This is a genomic window from Acaryochloris marina S15 (assembly GCF_018336915.1).
Taxonomy (GTDB): Bacteria; Cyanobacteriota; Cyanobacteriia; order Thermosynechococcales; family Thermosynechococcaceae; genus Acaryochloris; species Acaryochloris marina_A.
Map to the genome: position 1 here is coordinate 2,034,785 of NZ_CP064923.1, position 20,864 is coordinate 2,055,648.

Genomic DNA, 20,864 nt, shown 5'->3' on the forward strand with positions numbered 1-20,864 from the left:
CTCCTGGAAATATGGCTTATGTTCTGAGTTCATATCGAGGAGTCCAAAGAAAAGAATTTGCAGAAAAATATCTCATATTCCATATCTATATGCAGAAGTGAAAATTCTTTTCAACTCGATTGATACTGTAAGCATCATGTTCAATAAAAAGTGGACTTCATGTATTCGAAACCAAAATCTAAACCGGCGGCATCTTCTGGCTGGTGCGGCATCGTTGACCTTAGTAACGGCCTGTGGAAAACCAGCTTCTTCTCCAAAGGTGATTCCCAATCCGAGCATTACATGGCGGATGATCACCAGTTGGCCCCAGTCATTGGATGTTATTTTTGGAACCTTGCAGACCTTTACCCAGCAGATCAGCAAGATGACCGATGGTCGATTTACGATCGATCTATTTGCGGCGGATGAAGTGGTCCCGGCTCTTAAGGTGATGGATGCGGTCAGTGATGGCTCAGTTGAATGTGGCCATACGGCTTCCTATTACTATTTGGGAAAACAACTCGCTTTGGCCTTTGGCACCACGATGCCTTTTGGCCTGACTGCTCAGCAGCAGAATGCTTGGCTCTATCACCATGGAGGATTGGAGGCCATTCAGGCTCTTTATGCAGACTTCAATCTGATTAACTTTCCAGCGGGCAATACGGGAGGGCAGATGGGGGGCTGGTTCAAACGCAAGATTAACTCGACTGCTGATCTCCAAGGATTGAAAATGCGTATTCCTGGTTTAGGTGGGGAAATTATGAGTCGTCTTGGCGTTAATGTCCAAGTGATTCCAGGTAGCGAGATTTTCTTAGCTCTGCAGCAGGGGGCAATTGATGCGGCAGATTGGATTGGCCCGTATGACGATACCAAGTTGGGATTAAACAAGGCTGCTAAATATTACTATTCACCTGGGTGGTGGGAACCTGGTGCGACTCTTGATGCTCTGGTCAATCGCTCAGCCTGGGACAAACTGCCTCCAGACTACCAGCAAATTTTTAAGACAGCCGCCTACGAAGCTAATCTCAGCATGTTGTCTCAATATACGGTTCTCAACCAAAAAGCTGTTTCCCAGTTGCAAAAGGACGGCACTCAAGTCTTGACCTATGGCAATGATATTTTGCAGGCGGCTCGCAGAGAGACATTTGAGCTGTACCAGGAAAAAGCAGAACGGGATCAGACATTTAGAAAAATTTATGAACCTTGGAAACGGTTTTGCGATCGCGCCACACAATGGCATCAACTCAACGAATTGAAATTTAGCCAGTTTGTCGCTAGCCCCTAGCCACATTGGGACTTAGAAGCTAAGGGTCTTACCGCAGCTAATTGCTTAATCAACCCATCGAACACTCAAGGCATGGACTTGAGAAGGATACCCCTGTGTTTAAATTACTCAAATATTGGTCACTTAAAATTGACGGAATAAGCACCCGTATTGGCTCGCTTAGTTCCTGGTTCGTCTTATGCATGATTTTGATTGGAGCCTGGAATGTAGTGGGTCGATATGTGGGCCGTATTATTGGCACTAATTTATCGTCGAATACACTTCTGGAGCTACAGTGGCAGCTATTTGCAGCGGTCGTATTTCTAGGGGCTGCCTGTACCTTAAAGCAGAACGAGCATGTCCGGGTGGATGTGTTTTATAAGGACTTAAACCCGAGACAAAAAGGTCTTGCCAATCTCTTGGGCACGCTGGTATTTCTAGTGCCCTTTAGCATCACCCTTATCTATGTCTCTTGGCGCTCCGTCTGGAATGCCTGTGCTATTTGGGAAGTTTCGCCCAACCCCGGTGGGTTGCCCCTGTGTCCCCCGAAAGCGCTGATGATCCTTGGCTTCTTGCTCTTATTGGCCCAGGGATGTTCGGAAGCGATTAAAAGCTGGGAAATATTCAGAGCTGGATTGCCTACAAGCGAGGACAAGCATCATGGCTGAAGGCGGATTTGGATTACTGATGTTTGCAGGGGCTTTGGCACTTCTGTCTTTGGGGTACCCCGTTGCCTTCTCTTTGGGAGGGGTTGCCATTGGCTTTGGTTTTATTGGGGTGGGGTTTGGGGTGTTCGATCCCATCTTTTTGACAGCCTTGCCCTATCGCATTTACGGCATTATGGAAAACTACACGCTCCTGGCCATTCCCTATTTTATTTTTCTAGGAGCGATGTTGGATAAAACGGGGATTGCTAAGCGCCTACTGGAAACCATTGGACTACTCTTAGGACGTGTCCGAGGTGGGTTAGCCATAGCTATTATTTTGGTTGGCGCATTGCTGGCAGCATCAACAGGGGTTGTTGCTGCCACTGTGGTGATGATGGGCCTTATTTCGATGCCGATCATGCTGGAGCATGGCTATAGCAAAGAATTAGCGGCGGGCGTGATTGTCGCCTCTGGAACCTTGGGGCAAATCATTCCCCCCAGTTTGGTACTGATTGTTCTGGGCGATCAACTAGGAATATCCGTTGGAGACCTATTTATGGGGTCTGTCATTCCCGGTCTCATGATGGTGGGTGCTTTTGTCGGCCATGTGCTTCTCATGGTTCACTTAAAACCAGAAATGGCTCCAGCGCTTCCTCCTGAAGCATCAAAAGTGAATCGTATCTGGCTTAGACAACAAGTGTTGAGAGCCGTATTGCCCCCTCTTTTCTTGATCATATTGGTCCTTGGCAGCATCTTTTTTGGGATTGCGACCCCCACTGAGGCAGGGGCTGTGGGATGTATCGGCACCATGGTTCTCGCCCAAGCTTATGGCCAATTGAATGGGCCTGCTCTGCAAGAAGTCTGTCAATCCACCCTGCGATTTACTTGCATGGTGATCTTTATTTTGATTGGCTCCACTGCCTTTTCACTCGTGTTTCGAGGTTTACAGGGCGATCGCTTATTGTTTGATCTATTGGTCAATTTGCCGGGTGGAAAAATCGGGTTTCTACTGGTCAATATGCTGGTTATCTTTTTGCTGGGATTCTTTATTGATTTCTTTGAAATTGCCTTTATATTGATGCCCATTTTTGCTCCAGTTGCTGAGTCGTTAGGGCTAGATTTGGTTTGGTATGGTGTCGTCATTGGAGCTAATTTGCAGACCTCATTCTTGACCCCACCTTTTGGGTTTGCGCTGTTTTTCTTAAGAGGGGTTGCGCCACCAGAAGTGACCACTCAAGATATCTATCGGGGGGCCATCCCGTTTATCTGTGTGCAGCTAATCATCCTGGCTCTAATCATTATCTTTCCAAGTACAGTCACTTTTTTGCCTTCAACTCTAAGTTGAATTTGCTTGAACTATAACGAGTCAATAGATCTCATTCTTGATGTAGTTTGAAGTTGGTTTAGTGCTTTGTCTTAATTGCTTGAGGTAGATGCTCAATTGTGTGCTTAGTCACTCTTTTGATAGCTAGATTTAATGAGAATAACTCCAGATTTGAAATCGATTTAAGCCCTGAGTTATTGATTTTAGAAATTTGCAGAAACTGGAGATCTTTTCCATATAGATCAATAAGCTAGCCGCCTGCTCAATGCAGTGGAACTTACCAATATCAAAAATATGGAGACAAATAATGAAGCACTTCCTCTATTGGTTTTTAGGTGATACTGCTGGGCGAACGATTGTAGCTTGGTGGAATTGGTTGTGGGGAAAGCCCCTGGAGTCTGGAGGGGAAGTGACCCTAGAAGCAGCAAAAGAATCCCTGGCTCAAATGCAGGGTTCTGTCCAAAAATTAACTGAATCAGTCTCTAGAGTGATGGCTGTTTACCAGCAGGCTCAGGGGCGATACGAAGTCAAGAAAAAGGAACTTAGCCATGCTGAAGAACAAGCCGGTTTGGCTATGGATCAGGGCAATGATGAGGCAACTAGAATTGCGATCGCAAGAGTGATCTCCTTAGAGCAACTCCTGCCGCAACTCCAAGAGCGAGTTGAACAAGCCCAGAATATGAAGCGGGAATCCCAACAAAAACTGCAAGCAGAGCGAGAAAAGCTAGAGGCTTGCAAATTGGAGATGGGAAATCTCAAAGCTATTTCAGAAATGAATGAAGCGTTGAACCAGGTCATGACCCTAACGAGTGAATTTGGCCTAGACACTGCTCGATCTCAGTTTGATGATTCTGAGCAAGCCATCAAAAATCGTCATCTCCAGATTAATAGCCAGTTCGAACTATCGCGAAATCCCCACGAGCAATTTGAACAACAACTAAACCAGCTCAGCCAAGCTGATGCCATTGAGCAGCGGCTGCAAAAACTGCGTCGACAAAAAGAGGCGCATTTAAAAGCAGTCCCAGATATTCGGCAAACCCGTCCCGCAAAATCTGAGCCAGAACCAGGATAACGCCACCCATCGCAGAAAAAAATAATGAAACTACTTGTAGGTGAATATGATGCAATTTAAAGCTGCCCTCCCTAAAATCCCCCCTATCCTCTATTTACTAGGCATAGGGGGAGTTATGGGATTTTCTCTTAATGCTCCCAACTGGCTTGATCGGCAGCCGGATAGTCTAGCGAACCGTCGTAGTCTGGGACAAATCAGCTTTAGTCAAGCCAATGCCAGTGAAGCAGAACGCCAAGGTATTCAAGCGTTTGCGGACGGAAACTATAATGCTGCTTCAACTTATTTCACTTTTGCCAGCAAGGCTTCTCCCTCTGATCCCATTCCCCTCATCTATGGTGAAAATGCTCGGTGGATAAACCAAAAACCGCTGCATGTAGCTGCCATGGTTCCCCTGGGGAGCAACCGAGAAGTTGCCCTAGAGATGCTACGGGGGCTAGCTATGGCCCAACAAGACTATAACCGTGGCCCTAATAAGGTGGTCATCGAAATATTTAACGATGAGAATGATCCAGAGTTAGCAAAAACCATTGCCCAGCAGATTGTTAAAGATGCCAGCATCAAAGCCGTGATTGGTCCGAATGCCTCGAATGCTGCGTTGCATGCAGGTCCTATTTTCAATGCGGCTGGAGTGGTGATGATTACGCCTACTAGTTTTGCCAACCAGCTGTCGGGGCTTGGAGAATATATTTTTCGAACCACTCCCAAGATTCGGCATCTCACCGATACCCTTGCCCACTATTCAGTCCACCAAGTTCGGCGAAAAAAGGTAGCAGTTTGTTATGACTCGGATGCCGCCGACAACCTTTCTTTTAAGGATGAGTTTATTGCTGCTCTACTGGAGCAAGGGGGAACACATATTCCCACAGACTGTGATTTTTCATCTCCTGCCTTTGATGCTAAGGATATGGTCGCAAAGCTGATTAGTGATGGTGCAGATGCCGTTCTCCTCACCCCTCATATCGATCGATTGGATCGCTTGATAGATCTATCCCGTGAGAACAAATGGCGAATGGTGTTAATGGGTAGCCCCAGTCTACAAACCCGAAAGATTTTGGAAATTGGTCAGGGAGATTTGAATGGCGTTGTTATTCCTGTTCCCTATCATGCTGAGATGCCAACTGCTCAAGCCTTTGCCAAGGAGGTCAAAGCTCAGTTTGAGGTTGTTCCCACCTGGCGAACCTTTGCCTCCATGGATGCCCTCAGTGCCATTCTAAAAGTGGGGCAGCATTCCACCCGTCGACCGCAATTTCAGCAACGATTGCGGTCAGCCAACTTCAAGATGAGTGGATCTGCAGAAGACGTCCGATTCTTGCCCTCCGGTGATCGGATCGGGAACAGTGTCTTAGTTCAAATTCGCCCCGCAGCCAAGGGATATCACTTTCGCCTGATCAGTTCGAAATAACTCAGATTCATAGACTGTCATTTTTCTGAGAGATGAGTCGAGAGATAGGTACATTAGGATGGATTGTTGACTTCATACCTATTTCCTAACTACCCAACTCGGTCCCCTTTTTTTATCAAGGATGAGCTGCATGCTACCCATTGTCTATTCAGATCGCTTTCTTGAGCATTTGACGGGTCCCTATCATCCAGAAAAACCAGAACGCTTAACGGCGATCAAAACAGCACTAGAGCATGCACCCTGGGCTGATCAATTACAGTGGCTACCGCCAACTCCTGTAACTCAACGAGATCCCTTAAATTGGATCAACCGTATTCATACCACCGACTATATCCAGCAAGTTCAATCCTTGGCTGAAGCGGGGGGCAGTTATCTCGATCCCGACACAGTGGTGTCTCCTCAAAGTTATGAAGTGGCTTTGCTGGCAGTGAATGCTTGGTTAGATGGAGTGGATCAGGTGCTAGCCCACCAATTCCCCGCCTTTGTGTTGGCAAGACCCCCAGGACACCATGCTGTACAAGAGACGGGCATGGGTTTTTGCCTGTTTTCGAATGCTGCGATCGCAGCCCACTACGCCCTCACTCAACCCGGAATAGAACGAGTCGCCATTCTTGATTGGGATGTTCACCACGGGAATGGCACTCAGGCGATTGTTGAGTCTCATCCCCAAATTGCCTACTGCTCCCTTCATCAATCCCCTTGCTATCCCGGTACAGGGACTGCGGGTGAAACCGGTTTACATGGCAATATCTTGAATTTACCGATGCAGGCAGGCAGCACCCTAGCGGACTATGAGCCACAATTTAGAAACAAAATTATGCCTTTTTTTGAGGTTTTTAAGCCAGATCTACTGTTGGTCAGCGCTGGTTACGATGCCAACGCCGCCGATCCATTAGCGGGAGTTAATTTAGCGCCCCAAGATTATGGTGTTTTTACTCAGTACTGCCTACAACTGACCTCCAAGATACTATTTGGTTTAGAGGGCGGATATGACTTACCTGCTTTAGCTCAGTCTGTGTTTTCCACTATTGAAATCTGTTTGAAATGACTGGGCGGCCATTGTTTTTAATGAACGGAAATAGGGTAGATTTTTCTAAATTGAATCTGATCCTGCTGTGACTTGCAGTAGCAGAGCTTCTTATCTAAAATGCTTGATCTACTTGTCATTCTTTATCCAAGTAAAAACATGGGTATCCTAATCCCAAAGAATTAAGCTGCCTCTACAGCCATATTAGTGATGCAATATTCTAAAGCTTTACTCTGCGTTGTCACGTTGCTCAGCATCCCTCTAATCAGTTCGTGCAAAGAAATGACCCAAATTCAAGCTCAAAATAAGTATCTCAATGCAACCCTAAAGCCTGGAGTTGGCTTTGGCGATATTAACCTGCGCTCTACTACCCTGAGAGAAATCACTGCCCAGCTAGGACGGAACTATAAACGGAAAGTGCGTGGGTTTACTGAATCAAAATGTGATAACGGAGTATGTACATCTAGCCCCTTGGAACTCATCACCATTAACTATAAATCCCAAGGATTTCAATTTTTGTTTGAACAACGGGGCAATCAATTACAACGAGAAGGAGCTTTGCCGTTAAAAGAGATACGTGTAAATTGCATCAAAGATAATTGCCCTTATAAAGGTAAGACAGAGCAAGGGATCGGGTTAGGGGATACACGCAAACAAATCAAAGAAGTTTACGGCAACCCCAAGCGCTCACCGACTAATACGTGGCAGTGGTCTTATCCTAAAAAAGGTATTTCTTTTGAAATTGATAAGAAGTATCAAGATCCAGTACGAGATAGCGATCGCATCAAGACCATCGTTATTTCCAAGGATTTAAGATAATGAGCATACAATCTTGATTGTTTTGGTCTAGTAGTGAACAAATAAAAAGTCTATGCCGAAACTTGCTTCTATATTGGGTTTGCTATGAACTATTGATTTGTTAATACCTTCGCCAACTCACGAGGACCTTGTGAAAACAGATCATTGGAATATTCTAATATCCTCTTGAATACAGTGAACAACTTGAAATTGAGCCTCAACATCATCGTTAAACCTGATCTGATTCACCAGGTAGCGATGGCAAGATGAATGCTGTCGCCTGATGAATGGTTGATGATCGCTCTCGGTAAGGTACTTTGCCATCAGGGCAGGCGGTATATTGCTGGCAAAACTCTAATAGTGCGGTTACTGACTCAATCGGTGACATCCCACTGAGGATAAAAGTCAACTTGCTAGGAGCAGCCAGAGTCACATTGCAAGGTTGGCTGCACTGGGCCATACATCGCACTGGCTGCAAATCAATGGCATCTTGTAGATTATCGTGAGAGATTGCAGCTTGCATCTGGTTAATCAGGTACTGTCCTCCTGAGACTCCATCACGACTTTTCTCGGTGGCAGAAAAGCGACATAGTGCACAGATAAATAATGTGGCTTGGGTCATGTTTCACTCCTTGAAGGATAGGGCAAATCAAACGGAAGTAGCCTGGTTTCACATAAGTCCGCTGCTGGCAGGTGATATTCTTCTCAACCTTTGCAAATACTTTCATAGCTGCATGGGGGAGCAGTGGGTAAATGTCGCAAAAATATCAACGAAGCGCGATCACCCGATTTCAGCAGAAAAATGGTATCCGTTGCAGGATCATCGTGATCGACTGCTTGGAGAATATGGCCATTGATATGATGATTTAGTCAGTAACCATCTTTACACCTCCTGTCAGAGCTTGGTTCCAGAGTAAATTCTGACCTGCGGTTACATACCTCGTGATAGCAATTGGGCGGGGAGATCGCTAAATTCTGCAACCAATTGATATCTACTTGCCCATTGCCAAAAACGGCGACGAGCATATCTTGACCCGGTGGGTAGGTCCTAACCACTTCCATCAAGTGACGCACGAAATCTGTATCCAGGTTATGGATTTTCAGGTAGGGTTGTACCTCAGGCACTGGAATGTACTGAATGCTGTAGCGCACATGATCGCTACGCCAGTCTAGAGTAGAGACATCAACAACCTCTACATCACAGGCCACTAGTCCTCGCCACTGAGTCAGGTATCCTTGCCAGGCAGCATGACCTATAGATAGAAAATTTTCTCGAATAAATGCTGACTGCCAGTAGCCTGTATAGCCCTGCCAAACATCAACTGGTAGATACATGAATTTCCTCCTGTCACTGTTGGACCACAGCCACTATGTTTTTGAGTAAAGGTGGCCACGTCTTCCTCGTGGTGTATTTTCAAACCGTAGTCAGTCACCACTTGCGGAGTGCGGTTGTTGAAATGGCTGTTTTTGATGACGATCACATCTGCGTCCAACTGAATGATGTCGCCTAACTTGTATTAGTTCAGATACGTGTGAATCTGGGGTTGGGGGTGAGCCATCGCCGTTTTGGCCTAGTTTATTGGGATTGCTTAAATTGTTCTAATTCTTTAAAGAAGCGGTCAAATGTTCGGATATTTTGCTTGAGAGCAGTGTTAATCGAACCAAGTTTACCCATAACCGTCATATCACGGTTAATAGGCCATAAATAGCTGACCTCAGAAGAAAATATTTTCAAGCTTTTAAGCAATCGAGTTCGGTTTTTAACGCTCTGGTGAAATCCATCATGCTCCTCGCAGAAGCAACGTCTCATCCACTGTTTAGCGTTCAGATGACTAAATTCGAAGATAGGAGATCTGAGTAAATAATAGACAAGTGCAAAATTATCTAATCCATCCCTAGAGGAGCTGTCAGGAATGACTGCAGAGACGCTTCCAAAGCTGCTTCTTTGCATCATATAGATAACAAAATTTGCAATCAAATTCTCGTAAAGATTAGGACCTTCAAATTCTTGATATAAGTCTTTGCCCAATAGCTTAGAAATCGTTGTATGGAAAGCTTCATCTAAGAAATGGTACCGAGAGATAGCCGTAGGAGCTGGCACAAATTTATGATTATTTTCTAACTGCTTAGCATATTTGGCAATGGGATGTTCGATATCCTTCAACTTCAAATTCGCCATCATCCGTAATGTGTAAAATTGACAAGCCATAAAGAGAGAACCTGACCCACACCCAAATCCATACAGGCTGTGTAGGGGGGTAAATGACCCCATGGCATTTTCCAGTAGTCCTCCCATTGGAGATTTGAAAACACGTGAATTTCTCTGCTTTTTCTTGATTTTTTCAGCGTAATGGCTTGCCTGATTTCTATCCGTAAGTTTTATAGCTAGTTTTTTAGCCATATTAAGTTGAAAAGTCGTTGCCAGCGTTCTTTGAGGTCGCCACTTGGCTAGTTCATCCAGGCTAGAACGATCAATCAAGGACACCATCGTTGTCAGGCCAATTTTACGGAAAGCACGGATGTGGACGACTTCCTGTTCAGTTTCCATCTGAATTTCTTTTGCCAGCGTGTCATAGCCACCCATCAGTTCTAATACATCAGCTGTCACTGGGTTATAGTCCAGTGCAGTGCATTCTGTATTTGCTGTTTTGATATAAGAAGCCGCCCAGCCTAAATGATTGAGCACTAATTTTTGAGTCCTAGATGCCTCTGCATATAGCGGCGTGCCATAAAGCAATGATTGAGCAGGCAGTGTCCAAAAATGCTCTTGATTATCTGCATAGCGAAAGTTACGGCTAAGTGCAGCAATCTTTTCGGTGTAATCCGAGTCAATGTTGTTACTATATGTGGTTTCTATAGTCCGAAAGCATCTTTGAGAAATAGAGCTTGCTCGTTTACTTTCAGAATCTGTATGCTGTTCTATAACTTGATTATCTGAGAGTGGATGTTGAGTTTGTGTCATGGCAAAAATATTTATTAGAATTGATGTTTACTTCAATGCAATGGTTTGATGACCCTAAAAACTATTTTTGAATTCTTAAGGTCATCAAAAATAGTTTTTAGGGTTGTATCTATAAATGGATATGGAACGATTAACAGCTCAAAATATTTGCAGGACTAATTTTTAGTTATTCTCAGTAACTAAGTTTTTTTGAGAATAACTATTCAAAAAACTCGCTAATACATCTGAAATGCATTGCTTTTTGTCGTAATGAATTACGAAATTACCCTAAACCGTAGCTCCCGTTTTTTTGGCTATATAGGAGAAAGTGTCAGCCTTGAGTGTCCAAGATTCCAATTGAATATTTTAGAAAAATTTAGTTCTTAAATATTCTGATCTCTGGTTGAAATATCAGGAAAACTCTTTTCAATCGTTAAATATTGAGAATAACGGTCTTGGATACTTAGGGATGACACTTTGGTTCAATTCCCTGGTCCTTTTCATCATCAAAGCTTTGGAGTGATGCCCCAATGACAATAAAACCCTGACCTATTCAAAACTAAAACATTCATCATCTATACCTCGCAGATGTTGTAAGTGAGTAATAACTCGGCGGGCATTCTGACTTTGAGGCTAACACCTCATCACAGTTGCGGGACAGCGCCGGACTTACACCGAACTTTCCCCTTTTCTTCTAACGGCTGAACCCCGTTAGAACCGAATCTATAAAATTGTTTCTGAATACTACCACAAGAATTAAGATTAGAAAATGTTTTAGCCTGGGATGAGTTCTTTTAGCCTGCTTCACCTTTCAAGTATTCTGGGTCATTTTACCCAATGTTTATTTGAGCTGCTGCCAATGGCTATTGAGTGCCACAACTTACCATGAGGTGATGGCCGATGATCCCGACTCTAGCGGAATTAATCCACAAGACTGAAGGCCAATCTAGAAAATAGTTCCGGTACAAGATCGGTCTTGTTTAGTGTGAAGTCGAGAATCTAGATGATAGTTTTAGGCTCTCTATTTATGTTCTGTTCCCATGCTTTCCATCCACAGAGTATAAGGATTGTGCTCCAATCAAACACTGAGTTTAAAGACTGGCAAAGATATCCAAATAGACTTCCATCCCGTTTAATGAAATTAAGTTGTCGCTGAAAGACCATATCAGGCATGAATTTCAGCTCTATGACCTGTTTTTATTCGGATCGTTGCCATATCTCTATATGACTCTCAGGTTTTTTGGCCGATGCATGGGTGCTGCTGCTGATATTTTTTTGATCAAGACTAATAATCTCTCAATCTTATATTTGGTAAGTATTTGAGAATGTATTTGATAATAAATTCTTCTCTAGTAAGACTTAAATAAATTAATCTTGCCTGTTATAAGAAAAATTCAATCTATTTGAATCTCTTTTCTCGCTTGGGTTGTGGGAGAGCCGAAAACTATTAATTATTTAGATACTATTACTATTTTTAAAAGTTAACTTATAAAGGTAATAATTCCAAAAACTAAGGGCACAATACTGGTAACTGAATTTCAAGAGCAGATGAATGGTTGTAGATTTTTCTCTACTGCTATTTTTAGTATCAAATGGCACAATAATTCTGTTATATCTCTTTGAGCCAGCATTATTGACTTTCAATTAGTTTTTATTCAGAGAATAGGTCAGACTATTCATAGTATCTGAATTGCAACAATTGATACATCAGCTTATTAGTTCTGGTGCCATTCTTGTACAAATTGGTCGGCCTTTATGGTTCGCGACTATATGTAATTCAGGATGACCGTATTCAGAATCTTTATTGGAATTACTTACATGAAAGCCCATCTTCCCGTTGTTGGATTTGCTATTGTAGTTTTAGAGTATGTTGCTTTTAAGTTTGCTTTATTAGTAGCAATGATAAAAGGGTTTTGGCCTCCAGAAATGTGTAAAACCATTGATCTAATGATGATGTTTTGTGCTATTTCTGCAACCCTATGGTTGGCATCATTACCTGTTAAAAAAAGAAACTAAGATGCTGGTTTATAGGTGAGTTTAACTCTTAAATTCCCTATTTACTAGGGTTATATAAATTAGAAAAATTACTATTAAGATACTCCCTGCTCATCGAGTAATATCTGCGAAATTGTTACGGTCAATACCTACTTTACAATTGCAGGTTCAGATTTAGGCTGTGGCTTGAGGACTTGTTCCACGCGGGCCTGTCCTAAGGAATAGGTCACTGCATAACTGCGAGCGAGTAGGCTTAGCCAAAGTTGGGGAAAACGCTCTTCCAGTAAAGGCTGCAGCCAGCGAATCATTCGCGGAAACCAGGACCGAAGCAATGCATTGCCGAAGGCATCGACGGTAAAACTCCAATAGCTGCCAAGCCAGCGGATTAAGTCTTTGGAACCCACTACGATCCAAATCCACAGGAGTAGAGCGGGATTTATAAAAGCCGCTTTGAGAGCCATCCGATTGAGGGGAAGCCAGCCAAATCGATCTTTGATAAATGCCTCTGTTACTTCTGGATCTTCTTCCTCTAGGATGCCAAAGAAAGTATTGAGCATAGAATTCACGCGCTCAGGGGGCAGATGTTTACCCGTGGGTACCATCATCCCTCGTGAAAATAACCAGGTAACGGCCACATTACTTTGGTAGGCCCGAATTTGGTTGAGGTGTTTTGCCTGTAGCAAATCGTGTTTAAGAGCAGTATCGAGTAAGTCCGTTAACCGGGGGAGGTTGCGGACTAAGGAGCCAAACCCTGTAAAAATCAAGGGAGATTGCAAGGATGCCGAATCTCCGATCGCAATGAGTCGATCAAATGCGATGGTGCGATCGGAACTATCCAAACTAAAATGTCCTGGGATATAGCCAAACGTTGGCTTGATCCAATTCAGGTCATCTAAATCGCAACGGCGGTACTCCGGCAGGATTGTAAAAAAGTCCTCATACATCTCCAGCAAAGAACCGGGATTGTCGGGATGGACCTGATGGTAATGGAACAGATAGAACGTTAGCTCATCCCCTTTCCCAGGGAATAGCTCCCAAATTAACTGCCGTCCTCGGGAGATATCTCCGTGGCTATTGAGCACATCCCCATAGCGGGCGTCCCAGACTTCGCGATCTAACCCAGAAATGACTGCCCCCACAGTAGGACAGACGCTGTCAAAGGAACGTCCCCCATTGAGTTGCCAGGCGATGGGGGAGGCCGTTCCCATCGCGTCTACCAGCAAGCGCCCTGTGACTGTTTTCTCTGTACCACTAGGAAGATGAACGGTCTGCACACAGGCTGCATCGCCTATATCCACTCGCTGAAATTCGGTTTGGTCCCAAATTTCTCCCCCTGCTTGTCTAAGCTTGTCACCGCATAATCGCAGCAGCTGTTCCGAGTCAATGGCAATATTGAGAACCGTCGGCGTTGTTAAGACAGGGGCTTGGCACTGGGATGGATTGTTGGCATCAAAGAACTTGTGATAGCCATCTACATATTCAGAGGCGATCAAACTTTCAAATTCAGCAGGGGTGAACAATCCCAAGTCAATTAGATTAGCAAACTCGCTGCGGGAGATATTCCACTCCCGATTCATCCGTCCAAACGGTAACCGCTCGATCAGGAGAACGCGATATCCCAGGCGAGCCATGACTGCAGCGTGAATGACCCCGAGGGCACCGCCCAAATAAACTAAATCATACTCAGGTGCACTCGATTCAGCGTTGGAAAACACTACTTGCCGAGGTTGCTTAGGTTGGCGGACGCCTTCGCGCCAGCGTTGCTCCCACCAGTAGGCCCGAGTCAGATCATATTCACCATTCGGAAACCGTTGAAAATATTGAACGGTACGCGGATAATCCTTGGCTAAGGCTGCGAAGATCGACTCTTGCTCTAAATCAATAGCGGGGGGCTTAGGGTAGTAATAGGGAAAGTGGGTTCTTAACGCCTGCTCTAGTCCTTTAACCAGCTTCTTTTCCTGCGGTACTGGCCCAGAACCCCAGCGAAACACCTTGAGATAAGTGGTTCGTTGCAGTGACCATACAACGATGGCCAGTTCGCTAGACTGCCCTGGGAACTGTAACCGGCAACCGGAAGGTGTCGACCGCTTTTGGCCTGAGGGGTAAGTATAAGAAGATTGCAACCAATGTCTAACAGCGTCAGTATTCGGCGTGGGAATTTCTAAATAGGAAAGTTCTTGCATACCCTGATGTATCGAAGAGAAACGGTTTATTGGCGATAAACCTTATGTGCAACTGCGCTGTAGATTGATGTTTGAGAACAAGAACATAGGTTGTTCTGCACTGATGGGTGAAGGATCAAAACCACGAGATATCGACGCTAGGCTCATAAAATAGCACAGCTAACCACACCATAAGCTAATTTTGACTCTTGGCGTACTTTGTTATTTCGCTTTTGCAAAATGAATTATGATAAATAGAAATATAAAGTTTTATGAAGAGTCATGCAAGCCTTACCTAATCCTTTTGATCTGCCTGTAGCTGAACCTATAGCTAAACTTGCTTACGAGACGATGCAACGAGGTAAGAACGCATTTGGTGCCGTTCATCGTCAAGTCTTAGGCAACCTAAAAAGCACGCTCTATCCTGGTTTAGGTAAGGTAGATTCCCTAGATGATGAGACCCTTGCATACCTCCAACATCGCCAAGCAGACTTGATGGAAAAAGACTGGCAAGATGCCCAGTTAGGGGTCTATCCCATCAGTTTGCTGTTTGATAATCCTTGGGAAGAGTTTTTTCGCCTTTACCCTCAAGTTTGGTTAGATGCGCCTCAAACTTGGGCAAGAGCTGATCAAAAAAACTACCAGGATTTTTCCCCTGGGATTGATGTTGATAGCTATCCCCAATACTATATTCAGAATTTTCACCACCAAACCGATGGCTATCTGAGTGAAACATCTGCTGAAATTTATGACTTGCAGGTTGAACTCCTATTTGGCGGTACGGCTGATGCCATGCGCCGTCGGATTCTGGCCCCGCTAAAAAACGGATTAGCTGCATTCTCCGCTATTCCTGCCAGCCAGATTCGGATCTTGGATGTTCCTTGTGGTGCTGGACGGACGTTGAAGCAGTTACGGAGAACTTTTCCTGAGGCCGCTTTATCTGGTGTAGATTTGTCTCGCACTTATTTGCAAAAAACGAATCGACTGCTCTCGCAGGATCGAGGCAGTTTACCTCAGTTGTTGCAGGCCAATGCCGAGTCCTTACCTTACGTGGATAACTATTTTCACGGTGTCAGTAGCGTTTTTCTGTTCCATGAATTACCTGCACCAGCACGACAAAACGTGATGAATGAATGTTTCCGAGTACTGCAGCCAGGAGGGACTTTCGTGATTTGTGATTCCATTCAGCTAGATGATTCTCCAGAACTTAAAACAGCAATCGATGGCTTCCCAGCGATGATGCATGAACCCTACTACCGTCATTACAGCACCGATAATATTGTCGAACGTCTTCAGAATGCGGGTTTTGTAGATATTGAGACAGACGTACATTTTATGAGTAAATATTTTACTGCTCGTAAACCTGCCTAGTATGGCTGATGGTCTCAACCATACACTTCTAGAATGATGATCCAGGGGTTTGTAGGAACTCTATTTCGGTCTGGGTTGAGTTTCGGTGAAGGATGGCGTTGCGGTGAGGAAATCGGCCAAAGCGGTCAATGATATCTCGATGCCGAACTGCAAAGTCAATATAGCGCTCAAAGGTATCCTTTAAGGGTGGTTCGCATTCTGCTGCAAGGCGTTGGAAGAGTTGAATGCAATGTTCTTGGTCTGCCAAGGATTCAGAGTGCTCTAAAGGCATGTAAAAAAACACTCGCTGTATGGGACGTAAGGATTGATCGATCCCATCTTTTAAGCTTTGTTTACAGAGCATTCTTGCGATCGCATCATAAGCAAACGCTTCTGCTGTGTCCCGATACATGTTGCGAGAGAACTGATCCGTCAACAAAATCAACGCCAATGTGCCGAGCGGGGTCTGCTGCCATACCTCTAGTTCACCCCTGGCAGTCTTGGCGAGATACCTAGAGAAGCGGGCTTTGATTGCCGTATCAACGTCAGGATTTTTTGACCACCAGAGCTTGGACTGTTGTTGGGCGACTTCTAAGTCATCCTGGCTGGGTCCAAACCAAAATTCGCAGATGGTTTCAGGAGATTCCATTTTTCCATCCTAAAAACAGTCTTAGGCTTTGGCTGCAAGGGCTTGAGGCCAGCGACCGACTGCATGACCAATCACCCCTAACTCTTGGGTTAAGGCATCAAACTGATCGGGGGTCAAAGATTGGGGGCCGTCGGACAGAGCTTTGGCTGGGTTGGGATGGACTTCAATCATTAGGGAATCAGTACCGACTGCGATCGCAGCTTTTGCCAATGCCGGAACAAACTGTGCCCAACCCGTGCCATGACTGGGATCAACCATGATGGGTAAGTGGGTAAGGGTGCGCAATACGGCGACTGCTGCGAGATCCAAGGTATTCCGTAAATGTTGCCGATCAAAGGTGCGGATGCCTCGCTCACACAGAATCACATTGGCGTTCCCTGCTGCCAAGATATATTCTGCAGCCATCAGCCATTCATCAATGGTGGCGGATAACCCTCGCTTGAGTAACACGGGGTTGGGTTGTGCCCCAGCTGCTTTGAGGAGGGGGAAATTCTGCATATTGCGGGCTCCAATCTGGAGCACATCAGCTACATCAGCCACTTTCTCGACATCGGCTGTATCCATTACTTCGGTAATAATTCCCAGACCTGATGCCTCACGGGCAGCAGCCAATAGACCTAAGGCACTTTCACCATGGCCTTGGAAGGCATAGGGAGAGGTGCGTGGTTTATAGGCTCCACCGCGCAAAAAAGATGCTCCGGCTGCAGAGACTCGTTGGGCCGTCTCCACAATCATGGCTTCATTTTCTACAGAGCAGGGACCGGCAACGAGCACAATTGGATCTTGCTCACCGAAGAACACAGATCCTTTAGGGGTCGGTACCTCTATGCGGCTAGCTTCTCCATGGCGAAATGCTCGGCTAACCCGTTTATAGGGTTTCTCGACCCGCAGCACTGATTCAATCCAAGGATTTAAATCCTTGATTTGATCGGGATCGAGTTCAGCCGTCTCACCGACGAGGCCAATAACAACCTTATGTTGCCCCACAATTTTCTCTGGCGTCAGCCCCCAATCCCGCATTTCTTGATCGAGGGACTGAATTTCTGCGTCAGGTGCACCGCTTTTGAAGACGATGATCATGGGGGTACTCCTTACGAGCTAGCTGACTCCTCTTCAGAGGCTTCGGCTGTAGGTTCGGTTGATTCTGCTTTAGCAGACGCCTTCTCTGCTTTGGCTGCTTCTTTTTCTGCTTGCGCTTTTTCTTCTTTGAGACGCTTTCGATCTTCCTTTTGGAATTTGCGACGTTCTTGGATCCGGCCTAAGTTCAGTCTGAACTCGCTAATCCCCAGGGCAGATCCGTCGAGGCCTTCATCCCAGGAAGCAGAAATGATCCCATAGCTAACGCCTACGAGACCGAGTCCCAGGCAGGTAATGCTAATAAATAACACTACGGTGCTGGGAAAATCTATCCACCCTCGCTCCGTGACCAAATAGCTAGCTGGGATAGTTAAAAAAGCGAATAGTGTGGGGATGCCAGAAAAGATCCCAACACGCCGAATCATCCGGTTGCTAACAACTTTAGGAATAATAGAAGAAGGAGCGTCTCGCTTTGACCCTTTTGCTTTTTTCTGCTTTTTCTTCGACTTAGAAGCTTTAGCAGACAGATTAGGAGCAGATTTGGCTTTCTTCTTGTTATCAGTAGCCGAAGCCTCGGCTAAGTCTAAACCGAAGCCAGTTTTGTTATTGGCGTTATTACCTTCAGTTTTGGGAGCCATGGGATAAAAAAAGTACCGTTAACCCCGAATACCCAAGCGTTTAATTAGCTCACGGTAATGGGCTTGATCTTTTTTCATGATATAGGTCAACAGGCGCTTACGCTGACCAATCATTTTCAAAAGACCCCGGCGGGAAGAATGGTCTTTTTTGTTGGTCTTGAGATGGTCACTCAGCTTGCTGATCCGCTCAGTTAGCATGGCAACCTGGACGTCTGCTGAACCTGTATCAGTCTCATGGACTTGATAGGCATCAATAATTTCGTGTTTCTTTTCTTGCAACAAAGCCATACGCGATCCGTGATTTCTCAAAACGCTAATTCTATCATAATCACTCTTGGTTATCTCAACCGTTTTTGCTAAATAACCTTTTTCCTAGAGGACCGTTAGACTGAAGAAACAGGAGTCATAACATAGGGCTGATGACGGTTCAGGATAAGCTACAACAACTGCAAACCCTCTTTGCCCAAATGGAACGTGCCCTGATTGCCTATTCAGGGGGCATCGATAGCACTTTAGTGGCAAAAGTGGCCTTTGATGTGCTGGGAGATCAAGCTCTAGCCATTACTGCCAATTCGCCGTCACTGCTGCCAGAAGATTTTGAAGATGCTCAGGTGCAGGCGGCAGACATGGGCATTCCCCATCGAGTCGTTGCGACTCATGAGATGGACAATCCCAATTACACGACGAATCCGGTGAATCGCTGCTATTTCTGTAAAAGCGAACTCTATGACACTTTAAAGCCCCTGGCTACAGAATTGGGCTATGCCTATGTGGTGGATGGGGTGAATGCGGATGATCTCCAAGATTACCGCCCCGGAATTCGGGCGGCGAAGGAGCGAGGCACGAGATCACCCCTGGCAGAGGTGGGGATCACGAAGCTTGAAGTACGAGAAATTTCGAAGCTATTGGGTTTATCCTGGTGGGACAAACCGGCTCAACCTTGCTTGAGTTCTCGCTTTCCCTATGGGGAAGAAATTACGGTTGAGAAGCTGCGACGGGTAGGCCAGGCAGAACGCTATCTTCGCAAGTTGGGTTGGTCGACGTTAAGGGTGCGATCTCAAGGTGATACGGCCCGAATCGAACTTCCTGCTGCTGACATTCAAACGTTTACCCATCAGACCGAACTCCCTCAATTGGTTTCAGCGTTTAAAACCTATGGATTTATTTACGTCACTCTTGATTTAGAAGGCTTTGTCAGCGGCAAACTCAATCAGGAACTGCCTTTGGTTTCGTCAATGCCTTAAACGCTCTAAATTCCAAAAAATAGAGATATTCGCACCTAATTTACAGTGGTTTACACCTAATTTATTGCACCTAAAATTTATTTCTCATGCCAAAGTTATAGGACAGTGTTGCACCTGTTTTCTTCACTAGGATATAGTCACAGCCTAGATCCCTTTGAGAAAATCTTGGTTATCACGGTTGCAATCACTCTTCTCAATGTTGTTATGGTGGGAAAATAAAATTTTCAACCCATGCTGAATCCTAAACGCTTATCCCAATACTTTAGGGGAGTTCCCCTCGTCTGTATCACTTCTCTAATGGTGGTGATTGGAGGGTGTTCCACAAGTCAAACCCCCGAGACATCATCGCCAAGACTTGAATCACCCAGGACTGAATCACCCAGTACTGGCAATGCTGTAGTTCCAGAACAACCTGAAAAAACGACCGATACGGCCAACAGTACTTTGGCTCAAGTAAAGCCGTATCAGGAGGTTCCTCAAGCGTTTCAAGGTGTATGGCAGGCTGACTTAGAGCAATGTGGTTCTCAGGTCAGTGAGACTAGGCTTGAGATATCTCCTAAACAGATTCAGTTTTATGAAAGCCAAGGGCCAATTCAAGAGGTTGTCAGTGATGGACAGACAACCCTGAAAGTGAAGGTTGAGTTATCGGGTGAAGGCGAAACGTGGCTGACTGAGAGAGAATTTCAGCTTTCGGATGATCAAAATACTCTCACTGCGATCGGTGGCGATACCCCTTTAGTTCGCTATCGATGTTCCAACAGTACTTTGGCTCAAGTAAAGCAGTATCAGGAAATTCCTCAAGCATTTCAAGGGATATGGCAGGCTGACTTAGAACAATGTAGTTCCCCGGTCAGTGAGACTAGGCTTAAGATAGTGTCTAAACAGATTCAGTTTTATGAAAGTCAGGGGCCTATTCAAGAGGTTGTAAGTGATGGGAAGACAACTCTGAAAGTGAAAATTGAGTTATCCGGTGAAGGTGAAACGTGGCTGACTGAAAGAGAATTTCAGCTTTCAGAGGATCAAAATACTCTGACTGCGATCAGTGATGATAATCCTTTAGTTCGCTATCGATGTCCATAAGCCCTGGTATTGCTGATGGGGGCGGAACAAAACGATCGGTTTGAGTTGCTACGCCGAGGGGAGTCAAAACAGCAGGTTTCCATTCAGTATTGTTTATTCAAATATTTAGTAATGGGAAAAGAACGATACCAGTCTGGAATTTTTACGATTGAGCTAGATCCGAATCCCATCCGTTCTGGAACTTGAAGCTGTATGATTTTCTTGCTTAGGGAGTA

At 45.1% G+C, this 20,864-nt stretch carries 21 protein-coding genes and 1 riboswitch; of the genes, 13 read left to right on the forward strand and 8 right to left on the reverse strand.

Going from position 1 to position 20,864, the window contains the following annotated elements:
* The first annotated feature begins 136 nt into the window (after positions 1-136).
* From I1H34_RS09965 to I1H34_RS09995, 7 genes are all read left to right on the forward strand, one after another.
* Positions 137-1,264 carry a TRAP transporter substrate-binding protein gene (locus I1H34_RS09965; protein WP_212665479.1) on the forward strand — a complete coding sequence of 376 codons (1,128 nt, stop codon included), beginning with the start codon at positions 137-139 and terminating at the stop codon, positions 1,262-1,264.
* A gap of 95 nt (positions 1,265-1,359) precedes the next feature.
* Positions 1,360-1,911 (forward strand): TRAP transporter small permease subunit, encoded by a 552-nt coding sequence (locus I1H34_RS09970; RefSeq protein WP_212665480.1) that lies wholly within the window; start codon positions 1,360-1,362, stop codon positions 1,909-1,911.
* Complete coding sequence (locus I1H34_RS09975) at positions 1,904-3,235, forward strand: TRAP transporter large permease (RefSeq protein WP_249369967.1); 1,332 nt, start codon at positions 1,904-1,906, stop codon at positions 3,233-3,235. The genes I1H34_RS09970 and I1H34_RS09975 overlap by 8 nt, the downstream gene beginning before the upstream one ends.
* A gap of 286 nt (positions 3,236-3,521) precedes the next feature.
* The gene (locus I1H34_RS09980; RefSeq protein ID WP_212665481.1) at positions 3,522-4,286 is read left to right on the forward strand and encodes a PspA/IM30 family protein; all 765 of its coding nucleotides are present in this window, start codon (positions 3,522-3,524) and stop codon (positions 4,284-4,286) included.
* Between the two features lie 115 nt (positions 4,287-4,401).
* Entirely contained in the window at positions 4,402-5,688 is a 1,287-nt protein-coding gene (locus I1H34_RS09985; protein WP_212665482.1) for an ABC transporter substrate-binding protein, read from the forward strand.
* Between the two features lie 130 nt (positions 5,689-5,818).
* Complete coding sequence (locus I1H34_RS09990; RefSeq protein ID WP_212665483.1) at positions 5,819-6,736, forward strand: histone deacetylase family protein; 918 nt, start codon at positions 5,819-5,821, stop codon at positions 6,734-6,736.
* Between the two features lie 261 nt (positions 6,737-6,997).
* Entirely contained in the window at positions 6,998-7,534 is a 537-nt protein-coding gene (locus tag I1H34_RS09995; RefSeq protein WP_212665484.1) for a hypothetical protein, read from the forward strand.
* Between the two features lie 208 nt (positions 7,535-7,742).
* On the opposite strand, the gene I1H34_RS10000 is transcribed toward I1H34_RS09995, so the two are convergent.
* Positions 7,743-8,135, reverse strand: a complete 393-nt coding sequence (locus I1H34_RS10000; RefSeq protein ID WP_212665485.1) for a DUF1636 domain-containing protein — start codon at positions 8,133-8,135, stop codon at positions 7,743-7,745.
* 248 nt (positions 8,136-8,383) lie between these two features.
* Complete coding sequence (locus tag I1H34_RS10005; RefSeq protein ID WP_212665486.1) at positions 8,384-8,848, reverse strand: hypothetical protein; 465 nt, start codon at positions 8,846-8,848, stop codon at positions 8,384-8,386.
* 35 nt (positions 8,849-8,883) lie between these two features.
* Between I1H34_RS10005 and I1H34_RS10010 the strand changes: the two genes are divergently transcribed.
* Positions 8,884-9,024 carry a hypothetical protein gene (locus I1H34_RS10010; protein WP_212665487.1) on the forward strand — a complete coding sequence of 47 codons (141 nt, stop codon included), beginning with the start codon at positions 8,884-8,886 and terminating at the stop codon, positions 9,022-9,024.
* A 65-nt stretch (positions 9,025-9,089) separates the two neighbouring features.
* Here I1H34_RS10010 and I1H34_RS10015 read toward each other — a convergent pair whose 3' ends face one another.
* On the reverse strand, positions 9,090-10,475 hold the full coding sequence (locus tag I1H34_RS10015; protein ID WP_212665488.1) for a hypothetical protein: 1,386 nt from the start codon (positions 10,473-10,475) through the stop codon (positions 9,090-9,092).
* A 573-nt stretch (positions 10,476-11,048) separates the two neighbouring features.
* A riboswitch (cobalamin riboswitch) is annotated at positions 11,049-11,191 on the reverse strand.
* Positions 11,192-12,272: 1,081 nt separating this feature from the next.
* On the opposite strand from I1H34_RS10015, the gene I1H34_RS10020 reads away from it, so the two are divergent.
* Positions 12,273-12,470 (forward strand): hypothetical protein, encoded by a 198-nt coding sequence (locus tag I1H34_RS10020; protein ID WP_212665489.1) that lies wholly within the window; start codon positions 12,273-12,275, stop codon positions 12,468-12,470.
* A gap of 128 nt (positions 12,471-12,598) precedes the next feature.
* On the opposite strand, the gene I1H34_RS10025 is transcribed toward I1H34_RS10020, so the two are convergent.
* Positions 12,599-14,632 (reverse strand): NAD(P)/FAD-dependent oxidoreductase, encoded by a 2,034-nt coding sequence (locus I1H34_RS10025; RefSeq protein WP_212665490.1) that lies wholly within the window; start codon positions 14,630-14,632, stop codon positions 12,599-12,601.
* Positions 14,633-14,893: 261 nt separating this feature from the next.
* On the opposite strand from I1H34_RS10025, the gene I1H34_RS10030 reads away from it, so the two are divergent.
* Positions 14,894-15,982, forward strand: coding sequence for a class I SAM-dependent methyltransferase (locus tag I1H34_RS10030; RefSeq protein WP_212665491.1), 1,089 nt, complete (start codon positions 14,894-14,896; stop codon positions 15,980-15,982).
* A 28-nt stretch (positions 15,983-16,010) separates the two neighbouring features.
* Here the strand turns inward: I1H34_RS10030 and I1H34_RS10035 are convergent, their stop codons facing one another.
* From I1H34_RS10035 to rpsO, 4 genes are read right to left on the reverse strand one after another with little or no spacing between them, the layout of a single operon-like run.
* The gene (locus I1H34_RS10035; RefSeq protein ID WP_212665492.1) at positions 16,011-16,610 is read right to left on the reverse strand and encodes a DUF924 family protein; all 600 of its coding nucleotides are present in this window, start codon (positions 16,608-16,610) and stop codon (positions 16,011-16,013) included.
* A gap of 21 nt (positions 16,611-16,631) precedes the next feature.
* Positions 16,632-17,690 (reverse strand): 3-deoxy-7-phosphoheptulonate synthase, encoded by a 1,059-nt coding sequence (aroF, locus tag I1H34_RS10040; protein ID WP_212665493.1) that lies wholly within the window; start codon positions 17,688-17,690, stop codon positions 16,632-16,634.
* A gap of 11 nt (positions 17,691-17,701) precedes the next feature.
* Entirely contained in the window at positions 17,702-18,325 is a 624-nt protein-coding gene (locus I1H34_RS10045; protein WP_212665494.1) for a PAM68 family protein, read from the reverse strand.
* A gap of 18 nt (positions 18,326-18,343) precedes the next feature.
* Positions 18,344-18,613, reverse strand: coding sequence for a 30S ribosomal protein S15 (gene rpsO / locus I1H34_RS10050; RefSeq protein ID WP_212665495.1), 270 nt, complete (start codon positions 18,611-18,613; stop codon positions 18,344-18,346).
* Positions 18,614-18,744: 131 nt separating this feature from the next.
* Between rpsO and larE the strand changes: the two genes are divergently transcribed.
* The 3 genes from larE (at position 18,745) to I1H34_RS10065 (ending at position 20,835) form a co-directional block, all read left to right on the forward strand.
* The gene (gene larE / locus I1H34_RS10055; protein ID WP_212665496.1) at positions 18,745-19,569 is read left to right on the forward strand and encodes an ATP-dependent sacrificial sulfur transferase LarE; all 825 of its coding nucleotides are present in this window, start codon (positions 18,745-18,747) and stop codon (positions 19,567-19,569) included.
* 231 nt (positions 19,570-19,800) lie between these two features.
* On the forward strand, positions 19,801-20,649 hold the full coding sequence (locus I1H34_RS32110; RefSeq protein WP_249369969.1) for a hypothetical protein: 849 nt from the start codon (positions 19,801-19,803) through the stop codon (positions 20,647-20,649).
* A 15-nt stretch (positions 20,650-20,664) separates the two neighbouring features.
* On the forward strand, positions 20,665-20,835 hold the full coding sequence (locus tag I1H34_RS10065; protein WP_212665497.1) for a hypothetical protein: 171 nt from the start codon (positions 20,665-20,667) through the stop codon (positions 20,833-20,835).
* Positions 20,836-20,864: the final 29 nt, after the last annotated feature.

Bases quoted from the DNA above. Each gene is read 5' to 3' on its own strand.
- I1H34_RS09965 (WP_212665479.1), top strand. From the start codon at position 137: ATGTTCAATAAAAAGTGGACTTCATGTATTCGAAACCAAAATCTAAAC.
- I1H34_RS09975 (WP_249369967.1), top strand. From the start codon at position 1,904: ATGGCTGAAGGCGGATTTGGATTACTGATGTTTGCAGGGGCTTTGGCA.
- I1H34_RS09980 (WP_212665481.1), top strand. From the start codon at position 3,522: ATGAAGCACTTCCTCTATTGGTTTTTAGGTGATACTGCTGGGCGAACG.
- I1H34_RS09985 (WP_212665482.1), top strand. From the start codon at position 4,402: ATGGGATTTTCTCTTAATGCTCCCAACTGGCTTGATCGGCAGCCGGAT.
- I1H34_RS09990 (WP_212665483.1), top strand. From the start codon at position 5,819: ATGCTACCCATTGTCTATTCAGATCGCTTTCTTGAGCATTTGACGGGT.
- I1H34_RS09995 (WP_212665484.1), top strand. From the start codon at position 6,998: ATGACCCAAATTCAAGCTCAAAATAAGTATCTCAATGCAACCCTAAAG.
- I1H34_RS10000 (WP_212665485.1), bottom strand. From the start codon at position 8,135: ATGACCCAAGCCACATTATTTATCTGTGCACTATGTCGCTTTTCTGCC.
- I1H34_RS10005 (WP_212665486.1), bottom strand. From the start codon at position 8,848: ATGTATCTACCAGTTGATGTTTGGCAGGGCTATACAGGCTACTGGCAG.
- I1H34_RS10010 (WP_212665487.1), top strand. From the start codon at position 8,884: ATGTTTTTGAGTAAAGGTGGCCACGTCTTCCTCGTGGTGTATTTTCAA.
- I1H34_RS10015 (WP_212665488.1), bottom strand. From the start codon at position 10,475: ATGACACAAACTCAACATCCACTCTCAGATAATCAAGTTATAGAACAG.
- I1H34_RS10020 (WP_212665489.1), top strand. From the start codon at position 12,273: ATGAAAGCCCATCTTCCCGTTGTTGGATTTGCTATTGTAGTTTTAGAG.
- I1H34_RS10025 (WP_212665490.1), bottom strand. From the start codon at position 14,632: ATGCAAGAACTTTCCTATTTAGAAATTCCCACGCCGAATACTGACGCT.
- I1H34_RS10030 (WP_212665491.1), top strand. From the start codon at position 14,894: ATGCAAGCCTTACCTAATCCTTTTGATCTGCCTGTAGCTGAACCTATA.
- I1H34_RS10035 (WP_212665492.1), bottom strand. From the start codon at position 16,610: ATGGAATCTCCTGAAACCATCTGCGAATTTTGGTTTGGACCCAGCCAG.
- aroF (WP_212665493.1), bottom strand. From the start codon at position 17,690: ATGATCATCGTCTTCAAAAGCGGTGCACCTGACGCAGAAATTCAGTCC.
- I1H34_RS10045 (WP_212665494.1), bottom strand. From the start codon at position 18,325: ATGGCTCCCAAAACTGAAGGTAATAACGCCAATAACAAAACTGGCTTC.
- rpsO (WP_212665495.1), bottom strand. From the start codon at position 18,613: ATGGCTTTGTTGCAAGAAAAGAAACACGAAATTATTGATGCCTATCAA.
- larE (WP_212665496.1), top strand. From the start codon at position 18,745: ATGACGGTTCAGGATAAGCTACAACAACTGCAAACCCTCTTTGCCCAA.
- I1H34_RS32110 (WP_249369969.1), top strand. From the start codon at position 19,801: ATGCTGAATCCTAAACGCTTATCCCAATACTTTAGGGGAGTTCCCCTC.
- I1H34_RS10065 (WP_212665497.1), top strand. From the start codon at position 20,665: ATGGGGGCGGAACAAAACGATCGGTTTGAGTTGCTACGCCGAGGGGAG.